18 protein-coding genes and 1 other RNA gene are annotated in these 16,364 nt (G+C 66.3%); 12 read left to right on the forward strand and 7 right to left on the reverse strand.

Features of this window, described 5'->3' with window-relative positions:
• Positions 1–4 precede the first annotated feature (4 nt).
• The 3 genes from ACFWF1_RS32470 to ACFWF1_RS32480 all read right to left on the reverse strand — a co-directional run bounded on the left by ACFWF1_RS32470 (position 5) and on the right by ACFWF1_RS32480 (position 3,012).
• A complete protein-coding gene (locus ACFWF1_RS32470; RefSeq protein WP_379285353.1) occupies positions 5–850 on the reverse strand; it encodes a mechanosensitive ion channel family protein in 846 nt (281 codons plus the stop codon).
• Positions 851–966: 116 nt separating this feature from the next.
• A complete protein-coding gene (gene prfB, locus ACFWF1_RS32475) occupies positions 967–2,079 on the reverse strand; it encodes a peptide chain release factor 2 (protein WP_379285351.1) in 1,113 nt (370 codons plus the stop codon).
• Positions 2,080–2,163: 84 nt separating this feature from the next.
• Positions 2,164–3,012 (reverse strand): helix-turn-helix domain-containing protein, encoded by an 849-nt coding sequence (locus tag ACFWF1_RS32480; RefSeq protein ID WP_379285349.1) that lies wholly within the window; start codon positions 3,010–3,012, stop codon positions 2,164–2,166.
• A gap of 141 nt (positions 3,013–3,153) precedes the next feature.
• Between ACFWF1_RS32480 and ACFWF1_RS32485 the strand changes: the two genes are divergently transcribed.
• Positions 3,154–3,744 carry an NADPH-dependent FMN reductase gene (locus tag ACFWF1_RS32485; RefSeq protein ID WP_379285347.1) on the forward strand — a complete coding sequence of 197 codons (591 nt, stop codon included), beginning with the start codon at positions 3,154–3,156 and terminating at the stop codon, positions 3,742–3,744.
• A 175-nt stretch (positions 3,745–3,919) separates the two neighbouring features.
• Entirely contained in the window at positions 3,920–4,705 is a 786-nt protein-coding gene (gene hisN / locus ACFWF1_RS32490) for a histidinol-phosphatase (RefSeq protein WP_379285345.1), read from the forward strand.
• A 136-nt stretch (positions 4,706–4,841) separates the two neighbouring features.
• Here hisN and ACFWF1_RS32495 read toward each other — a convergent pair whose 3' ends face one another.
• The 3 genes from ACFWF1_RS32495 to ACFWF1_RS32505 form a co-directional block, all read right to left on the reverse strand.
• Positions 4,842–5,465 (reverse strand): histidine phosphatase family protein, encoded by a 624-nt coding sequence (locus ACFWF1_RS32495; RefSeq protein ID WP_379285343.1) that lies wholly within the window; start codon positions 5,463–5,465, stop codon positions 4,842–4,844.
• Positions 5,465–5,977 carry a GNAT family N-acetyltransferase gene (locus ACFWF1_RS32500; protein ID WP_379285341.1) on the reverse strand — a complete coding sequence of 171 codons (513 nt, stop codon included), beginning with the start codon at positions 5,975–5,977 and terminating at the stop codon, positions 5,465–5,467. The genes ACFWF1_RS32495 and ACFWF1_RS32500 overlap by 1 nt, the downstream gene beginning before the upstream one ends.
• A gap of 64 nt (positions 5,978–6,041) precedes the next feature.
• Entirely contained in the window at positions 6,042–6,974 is a 933-nt protein-coding gene (locus ACFWF1_RS32505; protein ID WP_379285339.1) for an SMP-30/gluconolactonase/LRE family protein, read from the reverse strand.
• Between the two features lie 253 nt (positions 6,975–7,227).
• On the opposite strand from ACFWF1_RS32505, the gene recQ reads away from it, so the two are divergent.
• From recQ to ACFWF1_RS32545, 8 genes are all read left to right on the forward strand, one after another.
• Entirely contained in the window at positions 7,228–9,114 is a 1,887-nt protein-coding gene (gene recQ / locus ACFWF1_RS32510) for a DNA helicase RecQ (protein WP_379322245.1), read from the forward strand.
• A gap of 232 nt (positions 9,115–9,346) precedes the next feature.
• Positions 9,347–10,834: an alkaline phosphatase gene (gene phoA / locus ACFWF1_RS32515; protein WP_379285335.1), complete on the forward strand. Its 1,488-nt coding sequence runs from the start codon at positions 9,347–9,349 to the stop codon at positions 10,832–10,834.
• Positions 10,835–10,932: 98 nt separating this feature from the next.
• Complete coding sequence (locus ACFWF1_RS32520; RefSeq protein WP_379285333.1) at positions 10,933–12,000, forward strand: metallophosphoesterase; 1,068 nt, start codon at positions 10,933–10,935, stop codon at positions 11,998–12,000.
• A 68-nt stretch (positions 12,001–12,068) separates the two neighbouring features.
• A complete protein-coding gene (locus tag ACFWF1_RS32525) occupies positions 12,069–12,305 on the forward strand; it encodes a hypothetical protein (protein ID WP_379285331.1) in 237 nt (78 codons plus the stop codon).
• A gap of 65 nt (positions 12,306–12,370) precedes the next feature.
• Positions 12,371–12,844, forward strand: coding sequence for an SsrA-binding protein SmpB (gene smpB / locus ACFWF1_RS32530; protein ID WP_379285330.1), 474 nt, complete (start codon positions 12,371–12,373; stop codon positions 12,842–12,844).
• Positions 12,841–13,704: an EamA family transporter gene (locus ACFWF1_RS32535; RefSeq protein ID WP_379285729.1), complete on the forward strand. Its 864-nt coding sequence runs from the start codon at positions 12,841–12,843 to the stop codon at positions 13,702–13,704. The genes smpB and ACFWF1_RS32535 overlap by 4 nt, the downstream gene beginning before the upstream one ends.
• A gap of 79 nt (positions 13,705–13,783) precedes the next feature.
• Positions 13,784–14,155, forward strand: a transfer-messenger RNA (tmRNA) gene (gene ssrA / locus ACFWF1_RS32540).
• 435 nt (positions 14,156–14,590) lie between these two features.
• Positions 14,591–15,217 carry a Fic family protein gene (locus tag ACFWF1_RS32545; protein WP_379285328.1) on the forward strand — a complete coding sequence of 209 codons (627 nt, stop codon included), beginning with the start codon at positions 14,591–14,593 and terminating at the stop codon, positions 15,215–15,217.
• A 97-nt stretch (positions 15,218–15,314) separates the two neighbouring features.
• Here the strand turns inward: ACFWF1_RS32545 and ACFWF1_RS32550 are convergent, their stop codons facing one another.
• Positions 15,315–15,473: a hypothetical protein gene (locus ACFWF1_RS32550; protein WP_379322246.1), complete on the reverse strand. Its 159-nt coding sequence runs from the start codon at positions 15,471–15,473 to the stop codon at positions 15,315–15,317.
• Positions 15,474–15,545: 72 nt separating this feature from the next.
• On the opposite strand from ACFWF1_RS32550, the gene ACFWF1_RS32555 reads away from it, so the two are divergent.
• Both ACFWF1_RS32555 and ACFWF1_RS32560 read left to right on the forward strand, forming a co-directional pair.
• Complete coding sequence (locus ACFWF1_RS32555) at positions 15,546–15,770, forward strand: hypothetical protein (protein ID WP_379322247.1); 225 nt, start codon at positions 15,546–15,548, stop codon at positions 15,768–15,770.
• A 4-nt stretch (positions 15,771–15,774) separates the two neighbouring features.
• Positions 15,775–16,245: an NUDIX hydrolase gene (locus ACFWF1_RS32560; protein WP_379285324.1), complete on the forward strand. Its 471-nt coding sequence runs from the start codon at positions 15,775–15,777 to the stop codon at positions 16,243–16,245.
• Positions 16,246–16,364: the final 119 nt, after the last annotated feature.

Consider the following 16,364-nt stretch of genomic DNA (forward strand, 5'->3'; position numbering starts at 1 on the left):
GGTTCTACGTGGTCTCACTGATTCCCTCCCGGCGCAACGCCGCGGCTACTCGCACCCGCAGTTCGCGTCCGACTTCGAACTGTTTGCCCGGCAAGGTGCGGGCAACCATTCGGATGTTCATCTGGTCAACGGTCAAGTCCTCGACACCCATCACCGTGGGCTCGTCGAGTAGCAGTGGTTTGAGTCGAGGATCTTCGTACGCCTTTGTACCGACCTCGTGCAGGATCTCGTTGACCCTGGTGATGTCCGCGCTCGCGGACACCGGAACGTCGATTGCGGCGCGTGCCCAATCCTTCGACAGATTCGTCACTTTCACGATCTGGCCGTTGGGCACGGTGATCACTTCACCGTCGGAATTGCGCAGTGTGGTGATCCGCAACGTGACGTCCTCGACCGTACCCTCTGCCATCTCCGAGGCTCCAGTCACCGCGATGCGAACTACGTCACCAAAGCCGTATTGCCGTTCGGTGATCAGGAAGAACCCGGCCAGGATGTCCTGCACGATGCGCTGCGCCCCGAAACCGAGCGCGGCGCCGAGCACCGCGGCGGGGGCGACCAGGCCGGTGACCGCGAAGCCGAGCCGCTGCAGCACCTCCATGCCGATCAGCACGTAGGCGATGGTCAGCACCACCCAGGTGACCACCTGCGCCAGCGCGTGCCGGTGTTTGGCCGCCTCGGTGCGCACCAGCGCGTCGCCGCCGCGGAATTCGGCGTCGATCTTGCGGGTGATCCGATCCCGGAGGAACGTGGCGAACCGGCTGAACAGGATGGCGCCGAGGATCAACAGCACGATCTCGAGCCCGTTGGAACGTAGCCAGTTCGTGGTTTCCGAGGTCGTTGCGAGTGACATGGTCAACACCTCGACTGAACTCCCAACTGGACGCACGCCAGACAGGTTACCGCCGTTCGTCCTACCATTCCGCGCAAGCGGCCGCGTCCGGCGGCGATTGCGCTACCCGCAATGAACTAGCTTGGCTCGCGCATGCGCCAGCGGATGCCCGACTCGATAAAGCCGTCGATATCGCCGTCGAGCACCGCCGACGGGTTGTTGACCTCGTAGTTCGTCCGCAGGTCCTTGACCATCTGGTACGGGTGCAGCACGTAGGAGCGCATCTGGTTGCCCCAGGACGCGCCCTCGTTGGTCTTGAGTGCGTCCATCTCGGCGCGTTCTTCCTGCCGCTTGCGTTCCAGCAGCTTGGCCTGCAGCACGCGCATGGCCGAAATCTTGTTCTGCAGCTGGGACTTCTCGTTCTGACAGGTGACAACGATGCCGGTCGGGATGTGCGTCAGGCGCACCGCCGAGTCGGTGGTGTTGACGCTCTGGCCACCGGGGCCGGAGGAGCGGTAGACGTCGACGCGGATATCGCCCTCGGGGATCTCGATGTGATCGGTGGTCTCGACCACCGGCAGCACCTCGACCTCGGCGAACGAGGTCTGGCGGCGGCCCTGGTTGTCGAACGGGCTGATCCGCACCAGCCGGTGCGTGCCCATCTCCACCGACAGTGTGCCGTACGCGTAGGGCGACTTCACCGCGAAGGTGGCGCTCTTGATGCCCGCCTCTTCGGCGTAAGACGTGTCGTAGACCTCGACGGAGTACTTGTGCCGGTCGGCCCAGCGGATGTACATGCGCATCAACATCTCGGCCCAGTCGGCGGCGTCCACGCCACCGGCGCCGGAGCGGATGTTGACCAGCGCGTCACGCTTGTCGTACTCACCCGAGAGCAGGGTGCGGACCTCGAGGGCCTCCACGTCACCGTGCAGTGCGGCGCGTTCGGCGTCGGCGTCGGCGAGCGCGGTCACCTGCGACTCACCCTCTTCGCCTTCGGCCAATTCGTACAGCACCGGCAGGTCGTCGAGTCGCTGCCGCAATTCCTCGACGCGGCGCAGTTCGCCCTGCGCGTGCGAGAGCTCGCTGGTCACCTGCTGAGCGTGATCCTGGTCGTTCCACAGATCGGGATCTGCGGCTTGGTGCTCGAGCTCATCGATGCGTCGGCGCAGCTCCTCGATGTCGAGGACCGATTCGACCGTCTTGAGCGTGGCGTCGAGTTCGGCGAGATCAGCAGAAACGTCAGGATGCACGATGGTCAAGCCTACTGGTATGGCGCAGCTACTAAATCAGCAGTGCGGCTCGAATGGGTTGCGTTCGGTTGCCTGTGCGCGGAGTTAGACCGCGCGCAGGGCTCCGGGGCGGCGGCCCGCGAGCTGGTCGAGGGCGGCGGCGGTCGATTCGTCGGCCGGGAGATGGACGATCAGGCGCTGGTCGGCGTCGGCGGAGAGGTCGAGCGTTTCGTAGGCCAGGCGCAGCTGACCCGCCTCGGGGTGGGCGAATCGGGTGATGCCGGTGGCGGCGGGGAGGCTGGGGACGGTCTCGACGCGGTCGGTGAATTCCGGGCCGACGGTGACGGTGAGTTCGTCGGCGAGCGTGGCGATGTGCGAATCCTTGCGGAAGGGGCCGTGTTTGAGGGTGGCGACGGTCTGGTCGGCGAGGTGGTGCCAGTCCGGGTAGGCGGTGCGGGCGCGGGCGTCGGTGAAGACGAAGCGGGCCAGGTTCGCCGGCGTGGTGTCGAACAGGCCGAACGGTGCCATCAGGCGGTGGTAGCCGTCGGTGTGGGCGAGGACCTCGGTGAGTCTGTTCACGACCACCGCGGGCGCGGGTTCGAGACGGTCGAGGATGGCGCGGACCGCAGGGCGCACCTCGCGCGGCGGCTGGGCGCCGCCGAGGCAGTTGAAGCCCGCGTCGGCGGATTTGGTGAGGACGTGCAGGTGCACTCGTTCGCTCGTGCTGAGACGAAGTGCGTCGGCGAGCGCGGAAAGCACCTGCGGTGAGGGGCGGCGATCGCGGCCTTGCTCGAGCCGGGTGATGTATTCGACGCTTACGCCGGCCAGGGTGGCGAGTTCGGAGCGGCGCAGGCCGGGGGTGCGGCGGCGTGCTCCGGCGGCCAGGCCGACCTGGGCGGGGGTGACCGCCTCGCGCCGGGTGCGTAGGAACAGGCCCAGCTCGTTGTCGCTCACCCTTCGAACGTAACAAGTGGCGGCGGCCGGAGGGTGTCCCTGTCACTACCACTCTTACGGCGGTCTTCCTAGGTGTGGTGGTGGCCAGCAGATTGGGAGTTGCGGCCGAGCACGGTCGTGGAATCTGTGGGAGGAAGTCAGATGGCGGCATTGAAACTCGCGGTGATCATCGGCAGCGTCCGGGAGGGACGCTTCGGGCCGGTGGTGGCCGAATGGTTCACCGAGCACGCCAGAGGGCATGGTGCGTTCGTGGTGGATGTCATCGATCTGGCGGAGGCGCATTTGCCGTTGGCGTTGCCCGCCGTGTCACCGGCGTTGGAGCCGAATCCTGAGCGGCCGGACGGCATGCTCGATCTGACCGAGCGGCTCGCGGCGGCGGATGCGTTCGTGATCGTCACGCCCGATTACAACCGCAGCATTCCGGCCGCGTTGAAGGCTGCGATCGACTGGCATTTCACGCAATGGGATGCCAAGGCAATAGGTTTCGTCGGGTACAGCGGGGCGAGCGGTGGGCTGCTCGCGATCGAGCATCTGCGACAGATATTCAACGAGCTCAATGCGCACACGGTGCGTAACTACGTGTCGTTTCCGCGGTACTACCTGCTCTTCGATGCTGAAGGCCGGCTTCGGGAACCGGCGGAGCCCGCTGAGGCGGCGTTGGCGATGCTCGATCAGTTGCAGTGGTGGGCCGATGCTTTGGCGGCGGCGCGCACGGTTGCTGCGGTGGGCTGACGGGCGGGCGCTGGAAAGACGGTCGAGCGGCCCGACCGCCCGGTGTCGCCGGAGTCCGACATCACGGCCGATGGCATCGCGATCCGGCAATCCAGAGCTTCCGCCTGCTCACAGCTGTGTGCGCGGAGTCGTGCCGCTCGGATCGGGTAGTGCGGTGACCGGATAGGGTGCGGGCGTGGCTGTGGACTCTTCTGACCTCGAACTCGCGCTGCGGTTGGCCGATGCGGCCGACGGCATTACCAAGGCCCGGTTCGGGGCGCTCGATTTGAAGGTGGACGCGAAGCCGGACCTGACGCCGGTGTCGGATGCCGATCTCGCGGTGGAAAAGGCGATCCGGCAGATGCTTTCCGAGCAGCGCCCGGACGATTCGGTGCTGGGGGAGGAGTTCGGCGGGGACGCCGAGTTCACCGGGCGGCAGTGGGTGATCGATCCGATCGACGGCACGAAGAACTTCGTGCGCGGGGTGCCGATCTGGGCGACGTTGATCTCGCTGCTGGACAACGGTGTGCCGGTGGTGGGCGTGGTGAGTGCGCCTGCGTTGTCCCGGCGCTGGTGGGCGGCGGCGGGTTCCGGTGCCTGGGCCAGCTTCGATGGCGGCGCGCCGAAGGCGATTTCGGTGTCCGCCGTGGGTGAGCTCAGCTCGGCGAGTCTCGGTTTCGCCAGTCTGTCCGGCTGGCGGGAGCGCGGGCTGCGGGAGAACTTCCTCGCGCTCACCGACGAGGTGTGGCGGGTTCGCGGCTACGGCGACTTCTTCACCTATTGCCTGCTCGCGGAGGGTGCGCTCGATATCGCGACCGAACCCGAAGTGTCCCTGTGGGATCTGGCCGCGCTCGACATCCTGGTCCGTGAGGCGGGCGGGCGCTTCACCTCCCTGGCCGGGCAGCCGGGGCCACACGGTGGCGACGCGGTGGCGACGAACGGTCTGTTGCATGACGCGACGTTGAGTCGTTTGCAGCCCTGAGTCGAGCGAGCGTCGGTGCGGAGGTTGTCCGGCCGAGGTCGAAGGCGGCTCGGGTTGTAACGCGCCGAGACTGTGCCTGTCGAGTCACGCATTCACTGCGGTCGAGGACATTCGGTGCGGTCGAGGCACGGCCTGCTCAGAGGTGGAGTTCCGGCGGAAAGCCGGTCCAGCGCAGGTCCGGCGGCAGGTGGCCGGTGTCGTTGAAGAGCAGCACGGAGTCGGGTCTGCCTGGCGCATAACGGATTACGGTGAGCGCGGCGTTGGCGGGACTGAACGCCATCCAGCGCCACTTCGGCGCGTCGAGCGCGGCCCGCACCAGCCAGCCGATGAGGAAGGCGTGCGTGACGACCAACTCGTGGCGCGGTGCGTCGCCCTCGACCGGGCCGGTGAACTGCTCGACGGCCTGCTGCGCCAGCCGCGGTCCGTGGTCGCGCTGCTCGGCGGGGAACTGGGCGAGGAAGCCGAGCAGGGCGTCCGCTGACTCCGCGGGTAGTTCGTCCTTCCTCGGTAGGTAGGGCAGGTAGTCGCCCGCGGACGCCGCAGCACGCAGGGGCACCCCGGCCAAGCGGTCGACGATCAGCTGGGCCGTCTCCGTCACCCTGGGCAGCGGACCGTGGTGGACCTGTGCCAGCGGGCTGTGCCGCAGCCGCTCACCGAGCAGCCAGGCCTGACTGCGACCTCGCTCGCTCAGGGTGCTCTCGTCCGGTGTCGCCTCGCCGTGCCGGGCGAGATAGAGGTACCGGGTGGCCGTTCCGGTCATCAGGCCAGCATCTTCTCCATCAGTACGACAGTGGTTGTGCCGCGGAACTGGGGCGGTAGCGGTGCCTCGCGGAGCTCGGTGAAACCCTGTGCGACGTAGTACTTCCGGAGTACCGGATTGTTGGCGGCGGTATCGAGGCGTTGCCGGGTGATGCCGTTGGCGAGGGTGTAGTCGGTGCAGAACTGGATGATCCGCCCGCCGAGGTCGTGTCCGCGCCATTCCGGGGCGACCATCAATCCGTGGATGTAGCCCGCCTCGGCATCGTCGGCTCCCCAGAACTCCGGGTCGCGCCAGACCACGCGGACCACGGCGATCAGCGAGCGGGTCTCGTCGCGCCAGACGAACCATTCGCCGCGCGCCGCTTCCTCGGCGACGACCGAGGCCGGGTACTCGCCGGGCGTCCACTGGTTGATGCTGTTGTCGACCATCCACTGCGCGAGCCGATCGCGCAGCTTGGCGATGTCCTCGGCATCGTCGGGCGTGGCCACGATCATGGGAGCCGCTTCCGGCATGCTTGGTTCCTTTCCACGAACTCCGCCCGATCCGCGTTGGGAATGCGCGCGGGCTCCTTCGTTTCTACCGGGTGGGTGTGGCCGGCGTGAGGTCGATGCCCGCCGGTGGTCGTAGTCGGCGCAGGGTTCCGTCCATCCCGGTGATGTACAAAGCCCAGCTGTCGCCGTCGCGGGCGATGCGGACCGAGGTGGTTCCGTCCGGTGGATTGCGCATCGGCCCGGGCTTGATCAGGCCGGTGATGATCGCGCAGGACGCGCCGGTCGCGGTGTTCACCTTGTTGATCGAGCCGAACGCGTGGTCGGCCACGTACAGGGTGTCCGTGCGGGTCGCCTCCATGTCGTCCGGTAGCGAGATCAGGTTCGGGATGCCGGCGACGACCACCTGTTTGTCGGGGGCGTCCAGCGGGATGCGGAAGATCCGCATGGTCAGGTTGTCGGCATAGATGGACTTGCCGTCGGGCGCCAACGCGATGCCGTTGGACAGCGGCACGTCGGACCAGGTGCGCGTGTACTCGCCGGTGGATGGCCGGTAGCGCGAGATTCCGGCCGGCGGGCCGGTGGTGCCGATGGTCGTGAAAAGCAGATCACCGTCGGGTAGCAGCAGCAGGCCGTTCGGACCGTTCAGGCCGGTGAGCAGGACCGTCACCGCGCCGGTTGCCACCTCGTACCGCTGCAGGGTGCCAGGAGCTTCCGTCATCCCGTCCCCGGTGACGAAGTAGATGTACGGGCCGGCCACCCGCACGCCCGCCGGATGATCGAGCCCCGTCAACACCTTCTCGAATCGACCGGCGCTGTCCACATGGGCAAGGAAGCCGTCGAGGATGCCGGTGACATAGAACCCGCCGTTGCCGTCGGCGTCGAGGTTCTCCAGATTGCCCACCCCCTCGACCAGGGTCGTCGCCTGCCACCCGTCCGCACACATGGGCGGCAAGGGATCCGCGGTCGCGGTCGGTGCCGCGGCGACGATCCCGGCCGCGACCGCAGCGGTGAGGAGCACTGCCCGAATTCGAGCATTCCCCCTTCTGCTTGCCATAGTTCGATCACTCCCCATCCCTATTGCCATGTGCGCCAACCTAACAGCAGCTCGAGACACGAGCAGGACGGTGATTTTCGGCCAACCGGCGGGCGCCGCAGGTCAGTGCCTCGGGTCGCCCGGCCTGTGCTGGTTTTGTCCACATGTGGACCACTCGAGACCCGAGCTGGGAAATTCGGGCGACGTAGCGGTAGCGCCGCGAGCGCGCGCTCGTAGGATGGGCCGGGTGACTCCCACCGATGCATTCGCGACCACGGCGACCGACACCGATCCCGGTGTGGGCACCGAATCCGGTGCGGCGCAAGAGGTTCTACGCCGAGTCTTCGGCTACGACAGCTTCCGCGGCGATCAGCGCGAGATCGTGGAGCACGTGGTCGCGGGTGGTGACGCGCTGGTGCTCATGCCGACCGGCGGTGGCAAGTCGCTGTGTTATCAGGTGCCCGCGCTGGTGCGGCCCGGCGTCGGGGTGGTGATCTCGCCGCTGATCGCACTGATGCAGAACCAGGTGGACGCGCTCAGCGCGCTCGGCGTACGTGCGGGCTTCCTGAATTCGACCCAGTTCCCGGACGAGCGTCGCGCCGTGGAGGCGCAGTTCGTGGCGGGGGAGTTGGACCTGCTGTACCTGGCGCCGGAGCGGCTGCGGCTGGAAACGACGGCCCAATTGTTCGATCGCGGCAAGGTGGGGCTGTTCGCGATCGATGAGGCGCACTGTGTCTCGCAGTGGGGCCACGACTTCCGGCCCGACTATCTGGCGCTGTCCATGCTGCACGAGCGCTGGCCGGAGGTGCCGCGCATCGCGCTGACGGCGACCGCGACCGCGAAAACCAGCGACGAGATCGTGCAGCGCCTCGACCTCGGCGCGGCCCGCCGCTTCGTCGCGAGCTTCGACCGGCCGAATATCCAGTACCGGATCGAGCCGAAGAACAAGCCCGATCGCCAGCTGCTGGAATTCATCCGCACCGAGCACGCGGGTGACGCGGGCATCGTCTACTGCCTGTCCCGCAACTCGGTGGAGAAGACCGCGGCGTTCCTCACCGAGAACGGCGTCAGTGCGGTGCCGTATCACGCGGGCCTGGACAATCGCACCCGCGCGGAGAACCAGACCAGGTTCCTGCGCGAGGACGGTCTGGTGGTGGTCGCGACCATCGCCTTCGGCATGGGCATCGACAAGCCGGACGTGCGCTTCGTCGCGCATCTCGATCTGCCGAAGTCGGTGGAGGGTTACTACCAGGAGACCGGCCGGGCGGGCCGCGACGGCCAACCCTCCACGGCGTGGATGGTGTACGGCCTCAACGACGTTGTGCAGCAACGCAAGATGATCGACTCCTCGGAGGGCGACGCCGCCCATCGCAGGCAACTGCAGCTGCACCTGGACGCCATGCTCGCGCTGTGCGAGACGGTGACCTGCCGCCGCGTGCAGTTGCTCAACTACTTCGGTCAGCACGACCAGCAGCCGTGCGGCAACTGCGATACCTGCCTTACCCCGGCCGAATCCTGGGACGGCACCGTCCCCGCGCAGAAGCTGCTGTCCACCGTGCTGCGGCTCAAACGCGAACGCGGCCAGAGCTTCGGGGCCGGCCACATCGTCGACATCCTGCTCGGCAAGAAGAACCCCAAGGTGCTCCAGCACGATCATCACGAGCTGAAGGTCTTCGGCATCGGCACCGATCTGCGCGATATCGAATGGCGCGGCGTGGTGCGGCAATTGCTCGCCGGCGGGCTGCTGGCGGTGCACGGCGACTACGGCGTGCTGACGCTCACCGACGCGAGTAACGAGGTGCTGTTCGACGGACGCCAGGTGCTGCTGCGCCGCGAACGCGAACGGCCGACCAAGCCGGCGCGCGCGGCCAAGGCGGGCAAGACCCCGGCCGCCGACATGGCACCGGCGGATCTGCCCGTGTTCGAGCGGCTGCGCGAATGGCGGGCCGCGACCTCCAAGGAACAGGGCGTCCCCGCCTACGTCGTCTTCCATGACGCCACGCTGCGCGAGATCGCGGCGCGTAAGCCGACCAGCCTGGCCGAGCTCGGCACGGTCACCGGCGTCGGCGAGAACAAGCTGGCCAAGTACGGCGAGCAGGTGCTGGAGGTCCTAGCCGGAGAGTGACATTCTGCACCTTCTGGTCAAATGGCCAGAAGGTAGGTTTGGCGCCGGATTTTGGGTGAAAGTTGCTGTGCGGCAGTAGTGTTCGCGTGTCGCACGGCTGGCTGACCCATGCGGACATGCTAATGGGAAATCGTCCGGTAACCGCCTGGTTGCCCGCTATGCCCTTTTTGTTCAGAAGCGATCGCAAGGCTCCCACCAACCGACGTATCTACGAACAATGGAGTTTTCTTTCATGCCCCCTGTCTCGTCGCGTTCCATGCCCCGCCGGTTCCGCGCGGGCGCCATCCTGGGCGCCGCCGTTCTCGTCGGGACCCTGGCCGCCTGCGGTTCGTCCGATTCCACGAAGCAGGGCAACGGCGATCTCCTCAGCCCCAACGCCAAAGGCACGGTGACCGAGAACGGTGGTGCCCGCCGCACCACCGCCGACCGGACCGACGCCCTGCGCGCCTCGCTCAACGGCAACCAGGCCAAGAACGTCATCCTGCTGATCGGTGACGGCATGGGCGATTCCGAAATCACCGTGGCGCGCAACGTCGCTGAGGGCGCGGGCGGCTACTTCAAGGGCATCGACGCGCTGCCGCTCACCGGCCAGTACACCCACTACGCGCTGGACAAGAACACCGGAAAGCCGGACTACGTCACCGATTCCGCGGCCAGCGGCAGCGCGTGGGCGACTGGAACCAAGACTTACAACGGCGCCATCGGCGTCGACCTCAAGGGTGCCCCGCAGACCAACCTGCTGGAGATCGCGAAGGCCAACGGCAAGGCCACCGGCAACGTGACCACCGCCGAGATCCAGGATGCCACCCCGGCCGTGCTCGCCGCGCACGTCACCGAACGTAAGTGTTACGGCCCGGAGGAGACGGCCCTGAAGTGCCCGGCCAACGCGCTGGAGAAGGGCGGCCTCGGCTCCATCAGCGAGCAGCTGCTCAACACGCGCGCCGATGTCACCCTCGGCGGCGGCTCGAAGAGCTTCGACCAGAAGGCGGCCGGCGGCCAGTGGCAGGGTCAGGCCCTGCGCGATCAGGCCAAGACGCGCGGCTACAACATCGTCACCGACAAGGCCGGCCTCGACGGCGTCACCAAGGTGGACCAGGACGCGCCGGTGCTCGGCCTGTTCAGCCCCGGCAACATGCCGGTCCGCTGGACCGGTGAGAACGCCGTGCAGAACGGCCTTGCCCTGCCCGCACAGACCTGCAAGCCCAACCCCGAGCGTGCCGCCACCCTGCCCGACCTGGCGACCATGACGCGCAAGGCGATCGACCTGCTCAAGCCGCGCAAGGATGGCTTCTTCCTGCAGATCGAGGGCGCCTCGATCGACAAGCAGGACCACAACGCCAACCCGTGTGGTCAGGTAGGTGAGACCGTCGACCTCGACGAGGCCGTGCAGGCCGCGCTCGAATTCGCCAAGAACGACGGCAACACCCTGGTGATCGTCACCGCCGACCACGCGCACAGCAGCCAGATCGTGCCGCTGGAGACCAAGTCGCTCTCGCTGACCAGCAAGGTCGTCACCAAGGACGGTGCCGAGATGGGCGTCTCCTACGGCAACGCCGAAGCGGGCGGTTCGCAGGAGCACACCGGCACCCAGCTGCGCGTCGGCGCCTACGGCCCGCGTGCCGCCAACGTGGTCGGCCTGACCGACCAGACCGACCTGTTCTTCACCATGTCCGACGCGCTCGGCCTGGATCGGAACAAGAAGCCGGTCGCCGCGAAGTAGTCCTCCCCAGTTGATCCGACCCCGCCCGGCATCGCCATTGCTCGCCCGATGGGCGAAGATGGTCGCCGGGCGGGGCACCGGACTGCGGAGGACATCGCATGCCTGACAACAGTTTTGGTCGCCGGGGCTTCCTGGCCGGCGCGGCGGGCGTCGCGTCGCTGGTCGGCCTCTCGCCCGCACAGGCGGTGCCGGTCGCGGCCGGTGTCACCAAGTTCCCCTTCCCGACCGGGCGCAAGCTTCGGGTGCTGGTGACCGGCGACGCGGGCACCGGGACGCGCACCCAGTGGGCGGTCGCCAACGCCATGCGCGAGTTTCATCGCCGCGAACCCGTCGACCTCGCGCTCGGCCTCGGCGACAACATCTACGAACTCGGCCCGAACAGCGGCACCGACCGCCAATTCGCCGACAAGTTCGAAAACCCCAATGCCGGACTGGATTTCCCGTGGTTGATGGTGCTCGGCAACCACGACACCAGTTCCGTCTTCCCCGGTGACGGTGCCTGGCTGGCGCGCGGCAACCACGAGGTCGAATATCACGCGAACTCGCCGCGCTGGTGGATGCCGAGCCGGTACTACTCGGTCCGGGTGCCGGAGCAGAACCCCGTTGTCGAGTTCTTCGTCCTCGACGTCAACCCGCTCGCCGCCTATATCCCGCCGATCCTTTCGCCGTACTGGTCGGTCGACGGGCAGTTCATGAACGAGCAGCGCGCCTGGCTCGACCGGGCCATCGCCGGATCCACCGCCACCTGGAAGATCGCCTGCACCCACCAGCCGTACCTCAACAATGGTCCGCACGGCGACGCGGGACACTACGAGAACCTGCCCATCGATCCGATCAACGGCATCCACGTGAAGCACCTCATCGAGGACCACGTCGCGGGCGCCTGCCAGTTCCTGCTGTCCGGGCACGACCATTCGCTGCAGGTATTGGAGCCGACCGTCGAATCCAAGGGCACCCGCCAGATCGTGTCCGGTGCCGCCGCCAAGACCGTTTCCGCCGAACCAGCGCTCACTCCGCGCGGCGGTCACCCCGCGCTGTTCGAGAACTATCACGAGCTCGGTTTCATGGTGTTGGATCTCACCCCGACCACCGTCGACCTGCGCGTGTTCACCGTCGACGTGGCGACCGCCGCCGCGACCCAGGCCTTCGCCCGACGTCTCGCCTGAGTACCAACTATGTTGCGGCACGCGGGAATTGCGGCGTGTCGCCGACCACGCGAGCTACCGTGCTCGCTATGGCTCACGGTGATGGCCCGGACGACGGGGGCGACTCGTCGGGCAATTCCCCAAGCACCGATGTTCCGGACGCGCCGCCGAACACCCGCAGGGGGATCGACCCGACCGTCGAGAGTGTGTGGCTGCGGCATCGCCCGCCCCCACGCCCCGGCAGACCCCGATTCTCCACGGTATTGCTCGTCGCCGCCTTCATCGCCCTGCTCACCCTCTGGGTCACCCTGCGTCCAGGTGGCTAGTACCGCAGGTGCCGCGCCACAACCTGGGAATAATCCCGTTGCCGCGTCACTTAAGGTTGATCATTATGAAGGAACAGGGGCGCAAGGTCATCGCGACCAACCGCCGGGCGCGGCACAACTACACGATCCTGGACGTCTACGAGGCCGGGATCGCGCTGGTCGGCACCGAGGTCAAGAGCCTGCGTGAGGGCAAGGCCTCGTTGGTCGACGCGTTCGCGACGGTCGACAACGGCGAGGTGTGGCTGCGTGGGCTGCACATCCCGGAGTTCAGCCACGGCACCTGGACCAACCATTCGCCGCGCCGGATCCGGAAGCTGTTGTTGCACAAGCGGGAGATCGACCGCCTGGTCGGCAAGTCCCGCGAGGGCAACCAGACGCTGGTCCCGCTGTCCATGTACTTCTCCGACGGCAAGGTCAAGGTCGAACTGGCGCTCGCCAAGGGCAAGCAGGACTACGACAAGCGGCAGGATCTGGCGAAGCGGGACGCCGAGCGCGAGGTCACTCGTGAGCTAGGGCGGAAGATCAAAGGCATGCGCTGACCGCGGTCCTGCTCGCTCTGCTGGCCGCCCTCGGCTACGGCGTGAGCGACTTCTACGGCGGTGTCGCGGCCCGGAAGGTGACGGCGCTGCGGGTCGTCATCTACTCGTATCCGTTCTCGGTCCTGCTGGTGCTGCTGCTTCTGCCGTTCGTCGACGGGACGCCCGATGCCGCATCGATCGGGTGGGGTCTGGCGGCGGGCGTTGCCAGCGGTGTCGCGGTCTGGTGGTTCTATGCCGCGCTCGCCAGCGGGCCCATGGCGGTCGTCTCGCCACTGACCGCAGTGCTGGTGGCGGGTGTTCCGGTGTTGGTCGGGCTGGTGATCGGGGAGCGACCCGGGCTGCTCGCCTTCATCGGTATCGCGTTCGCGTTGGTCGCCGTCCTGCTGGTCAGCCGGGAATCGCCGGACGCCGTCACCGAGGAGATCACCGGCGGGCGCGAGTTGCGGTTCACCAAGAAGGTCGCCCTGCTGACCGTCGGATCCGGACTCGCATTCGGCTTCATGTTCGTCTTCCTGCATCAGACCGCCGCGTCATCCGGGCTGTGGCCACTGCTCGCGCAGCGGTCCGCCGCCACGGGCGTGGTGTGGGTGACCGCGTTGTCGGCCAGGCAGTTCAAGCGGTTGCGCGGTGAGCCGTTGCGCCTGGCCTGCTACATCGGCGTGCTCGACGTGATCGCCAACATCGCGCTGCTGCACGCGTTCCACGGCTCGCTGCTCTCCCTGGTCAGCGTGATCGGCTCGCTCTACCCCGCCGCCACCGTCCTGCTCGCCATGGTGCTGCTCGGCGAACGCGTCGGCAGGCAGCAGCAGGTCGGCATGGTGCTCGCCCTCGTCGCCGTCGGGCTCATCGCCGCGGCGTGAGGACACCCGCCGAATAATGGGAAGAACCGGTCTGTGGCCGGTGTTAACATGAACAGCCCGGCAAGGTGCCGGGACGTACGGGGCTGAACGGTTTCGACTTTGTACGTAGATTCAGGGGAAGCGTGTCGGTGCAGGCGAGAGACCACCGTAAGCGTCATCGCAACCAATTAAGCGCCGATTCCAATCAGCGCGACTTCGCTCTCGCTGCCTAAGTAGCAGAGCAAGTCTGTCAGTCCGGGTTCGTCCCTCGACCCGGGTCCTGGCATCAGCTAGCGGGACTTACCGTTCTGGCCGGTCGCGGACCAGATTGGAACATCAAACAGCGACTGGGATCGTCATCTGAGCTTGTTCGCGAGACCCAGAGATCCAAGTAGAGACACAGCGAACTGCACACGGAGAAGCCCTGGAAACACGGCAGAGGACCCGGGTTCGATTCCCGGCAGCTCCACTGCATGAGAACCCGCAGGTCAACGACCTGCGGGTTTTCCTGATTCCGGGCGAGGCGGATCTAGCCTGTGGAATGGGCGTTTGACCTGCGGGCTTGGATGGATCTCGGGTCGATTCTCATCGAGTCGCTCGCGCAGCTGAATGTGATGTCGCTGGTGGGCTTGGCGGTGGAATGATCGCAGGTCTGCTAACTCGATGTCAGACTGATACCGCAGGATCCTCCTGTCGGCGTTCGATCGGTAGCATCAGAGTGCAGAACACGAAATGGATAAGAGGTGTGAGTCGTGGAGCGTCGTGTGGTGTCCAAAGAGGCCGTCAAGCGGGTCGTTGTCCGATCGACCAAGGCCTCCGCGCAGCTTGAGAACCGAGTTGTGCCCGCTGGTTACACGCGGTCAGCACGGGTCGAGAGCTTCTTGGTGAAGCGGCGATCGCAGGTCTGATGTCCCTGACGTCGGGCTATGGCGAGACACCGGTCTCCGCCGACGAGGCAGATGCGCTGCTCCCAAACATCCGGGAATTGCTCGGAGAGCCGGTCATCAAGGCCGCTGTTTACGACCTCGAGCAGGCCATACAGGTACAAGCCAGTGAGATCCTGCTGACCGCAGTGCTCGATGAAACGCTGACTTTGGACGAGATGTTGAGCGACTATTTTCTGCGCGACCTTCATGGTCGGCTCTATGGCGACATTTGGGCTTGGGCAGGGAAGTTCCGCATGCGTGAGTTAAACATTGGTGTTGCGCCAGAGCAGATCGCTGTTGAGCTCCACGGCTCGCTGGAAACCATCCGTTACCGTTGGCAGCATACGAACGATTGGACCGCACACCAGCTTGGCATCGCGGCGCACGCTGAGACGGTCAGGATTCACCCATTCACGGACGGTAACGGCCGGACGACTCGCCTTCTCGCTGACCTCGTGTTTTTCGCCGCTCAGGACGGTGAGGTGTTGGAACAGTACGATTGGGAGCTCGATAAGCCTCGGTATATTGCCCTGCTGCGCGAGTACGACATGCACCGGGACCCTTGTGAACTCGCAGCCTTCATTCCGGTCCGCTCGCTCAGTGAATGACCGCAGGGCTGGTGTGCCAGCTGATGCGATTTACGTTCCCCGCCCCTCCGCCTAGTCGTCACCTCAGCCTCCCCGGCATCGACATTCGTCAACCTGTTCACGACAGCGGCGTGACCACATCGACGTCCTGGTCTACGCTGCCGTCTTCCTCCACGAAGGCGTACCCACGGCTCAACGATCTGCTGATCGAACGGGCCGAGGGGGTTGCCCGATACGGATAGCCGTGGGTGACGCCGACAGCGCCAACGTCCAACAACGGGGCAGGGAAGCGAAATTCGGGCACGGCATCGAATCCCGCTGCCGTCTGGCCCTGATGCACTATCGGGCAGTGCAATCAACGCCGGGTATCGAGCTGCGGACCCACGCCACGACGCTCTACAACGGCATCTTCCGCGCCGACGAGGAAATGTTGGTCACTGCTCATGTGTGGGGTGTGAACGCCTACGGTGCTCCCGTCTGGCATCTGCGTCGTACCCTCGACGGTGGCCTGTTCGACACCTACACCGACAGTTTCAACGCGGTCTGGCAGACGGCCCGACCGGTCGAAGGCTGAGCCGATGGCGCGCACCGAGTTCTACGACGACCCAGCCGCACCAGAGCCGAACAGTCTCGTCGTCGCGGCTTCCGCTGTGGTGTGCGACGACATGGGCCGCATCCTGCTTCAACGGCGCGCCGACAGTGGCCTATGGGCACTTCCTGGCGGCGGCATGGAGATGACCGATAGCCTCCCCGGCTGCGCGGTACGAGAGGTCAAGGAAGAGACCGGTCTCGACATCGAAATCACCGGGCTCGTAGGCACTTACACCGATCCCCGTCACATAATCGCCTACAGCGACGGCGAAGTTCGACGCCAGTTCAACGTGTGCTTCCTGGCCCGTGTCACCGGGGGCGACCTCGCTATCTCCGATGAGTCCACTGAACTACGGTTCGTAGCCCCCGCCGAGCTGGACAGCCTCGACATGCACCACACGCAGCGACTCAGGCTGACCCACTACCTTGAGGGGCGATCCGCGCCATACCTCGGCTGAAGATCCGGTACAGCCGAATGGCGCGTGATGGGCGGTATGTCGTCCGCCCTGAAGGCGATTTCGCACGGTGTGGGTGGGCACATTTTGGGCACAATCGGCCGGAAAAGTGGGTGATTCAC

It is taken from the genome of Nocardia sp. NPDC060255 (genome assembly GCF_042727395.1).
Lineage (GTDB): Bacteria > Actinomycetota > Actinomycetes > Mycobacteriales > Mycobacteriaceae > Nocardia.

What these genes read in the sequence shown, in the direction of transcription:
- recQ (WP_379322245.1), top strand. Translation starts at nt 7,228, where the DNA reads ATGGGCCGGGTGACTCCCACCGATGCATTCGCGACCACGGCGACCGAC.
- ACFWF1_RS32470 (WP_379285353.1), bottom strand. Translation starts at nt 850, where the DNA reads ATGTCACTCGCAACGACCTCGGAAACCACGAACTGGCTACGTTCCAAC.
- ACFWF1_RS32495 (WP_379285343.1), bottom strand. Translation starts at nt 5,465, where the DNA reads ATGACCGGAACGGCCACCCGGTACCTCTATCTCGCCCGGCACGGCGAG.
- ACFWF1_RS32520 (WP_379285333.1), top strand. Translation starts at nt 10,933, where the DNA reads ATGCCTGACAACAGTTTTGGTCGCCGGGGCTTCCTGGCCGGCGCGGCG.
- smpB (WP_379285330.1), top strand. Translation starts at nt 12,371, where the DNA reads ATGAAGGAACAGGGGCGCAAGGTCATCGCGACCAACCGCCGGGCGCGG.
- ACFWF1_RS32485 (WP_379285347.1), top strand. Translation starts at nt 3,154, where the DNA reads ATGGCGGCATTGAAACTCGCGGTGATCATCGGCAGCGTCCGGGAGGGA.
- ACFWF1_RS32525 (WP_379285331.1), top strand. Translation starts at nt 12,069, where the DNA reads ATGGCTCACGGTGATGGCCCGGACGACGGGGGCGACTCGTCGGGCAAT.
- phoA (WP_379285335.1), top strand. Translation starts at nt 9,347, where the DNA reads ATGCCCCCTGTCTCGTCGCGTTCCATGCCCCGCCGGTTCCGCGCGGGC.
- ACFWF1_RS32560 (WP_379285324.1), top strand. Translation starts at nt 15,775, where the DNA reads ATGGCGCGCACCGAGTTCTACGACGACCCAGCCGCACCAGAGCCGAAC.
- ACFWF1_RS32500 (WP_379285341.1), bottom strand. Translation starts at nt 5,977, where the DNA reads ATGCCGGAAGCGGCTCCCATGATCGTGGCCACGCCCGACGATGCCGAG.
- ACFWF1_RS32545 (WP_379285328.1), top strand. Translation starts at nt 14,591, where the DNA reads ATGTCCCTGACGTCGGGCTATGGCGAGACACCGGTCTCCGCCGACGAG.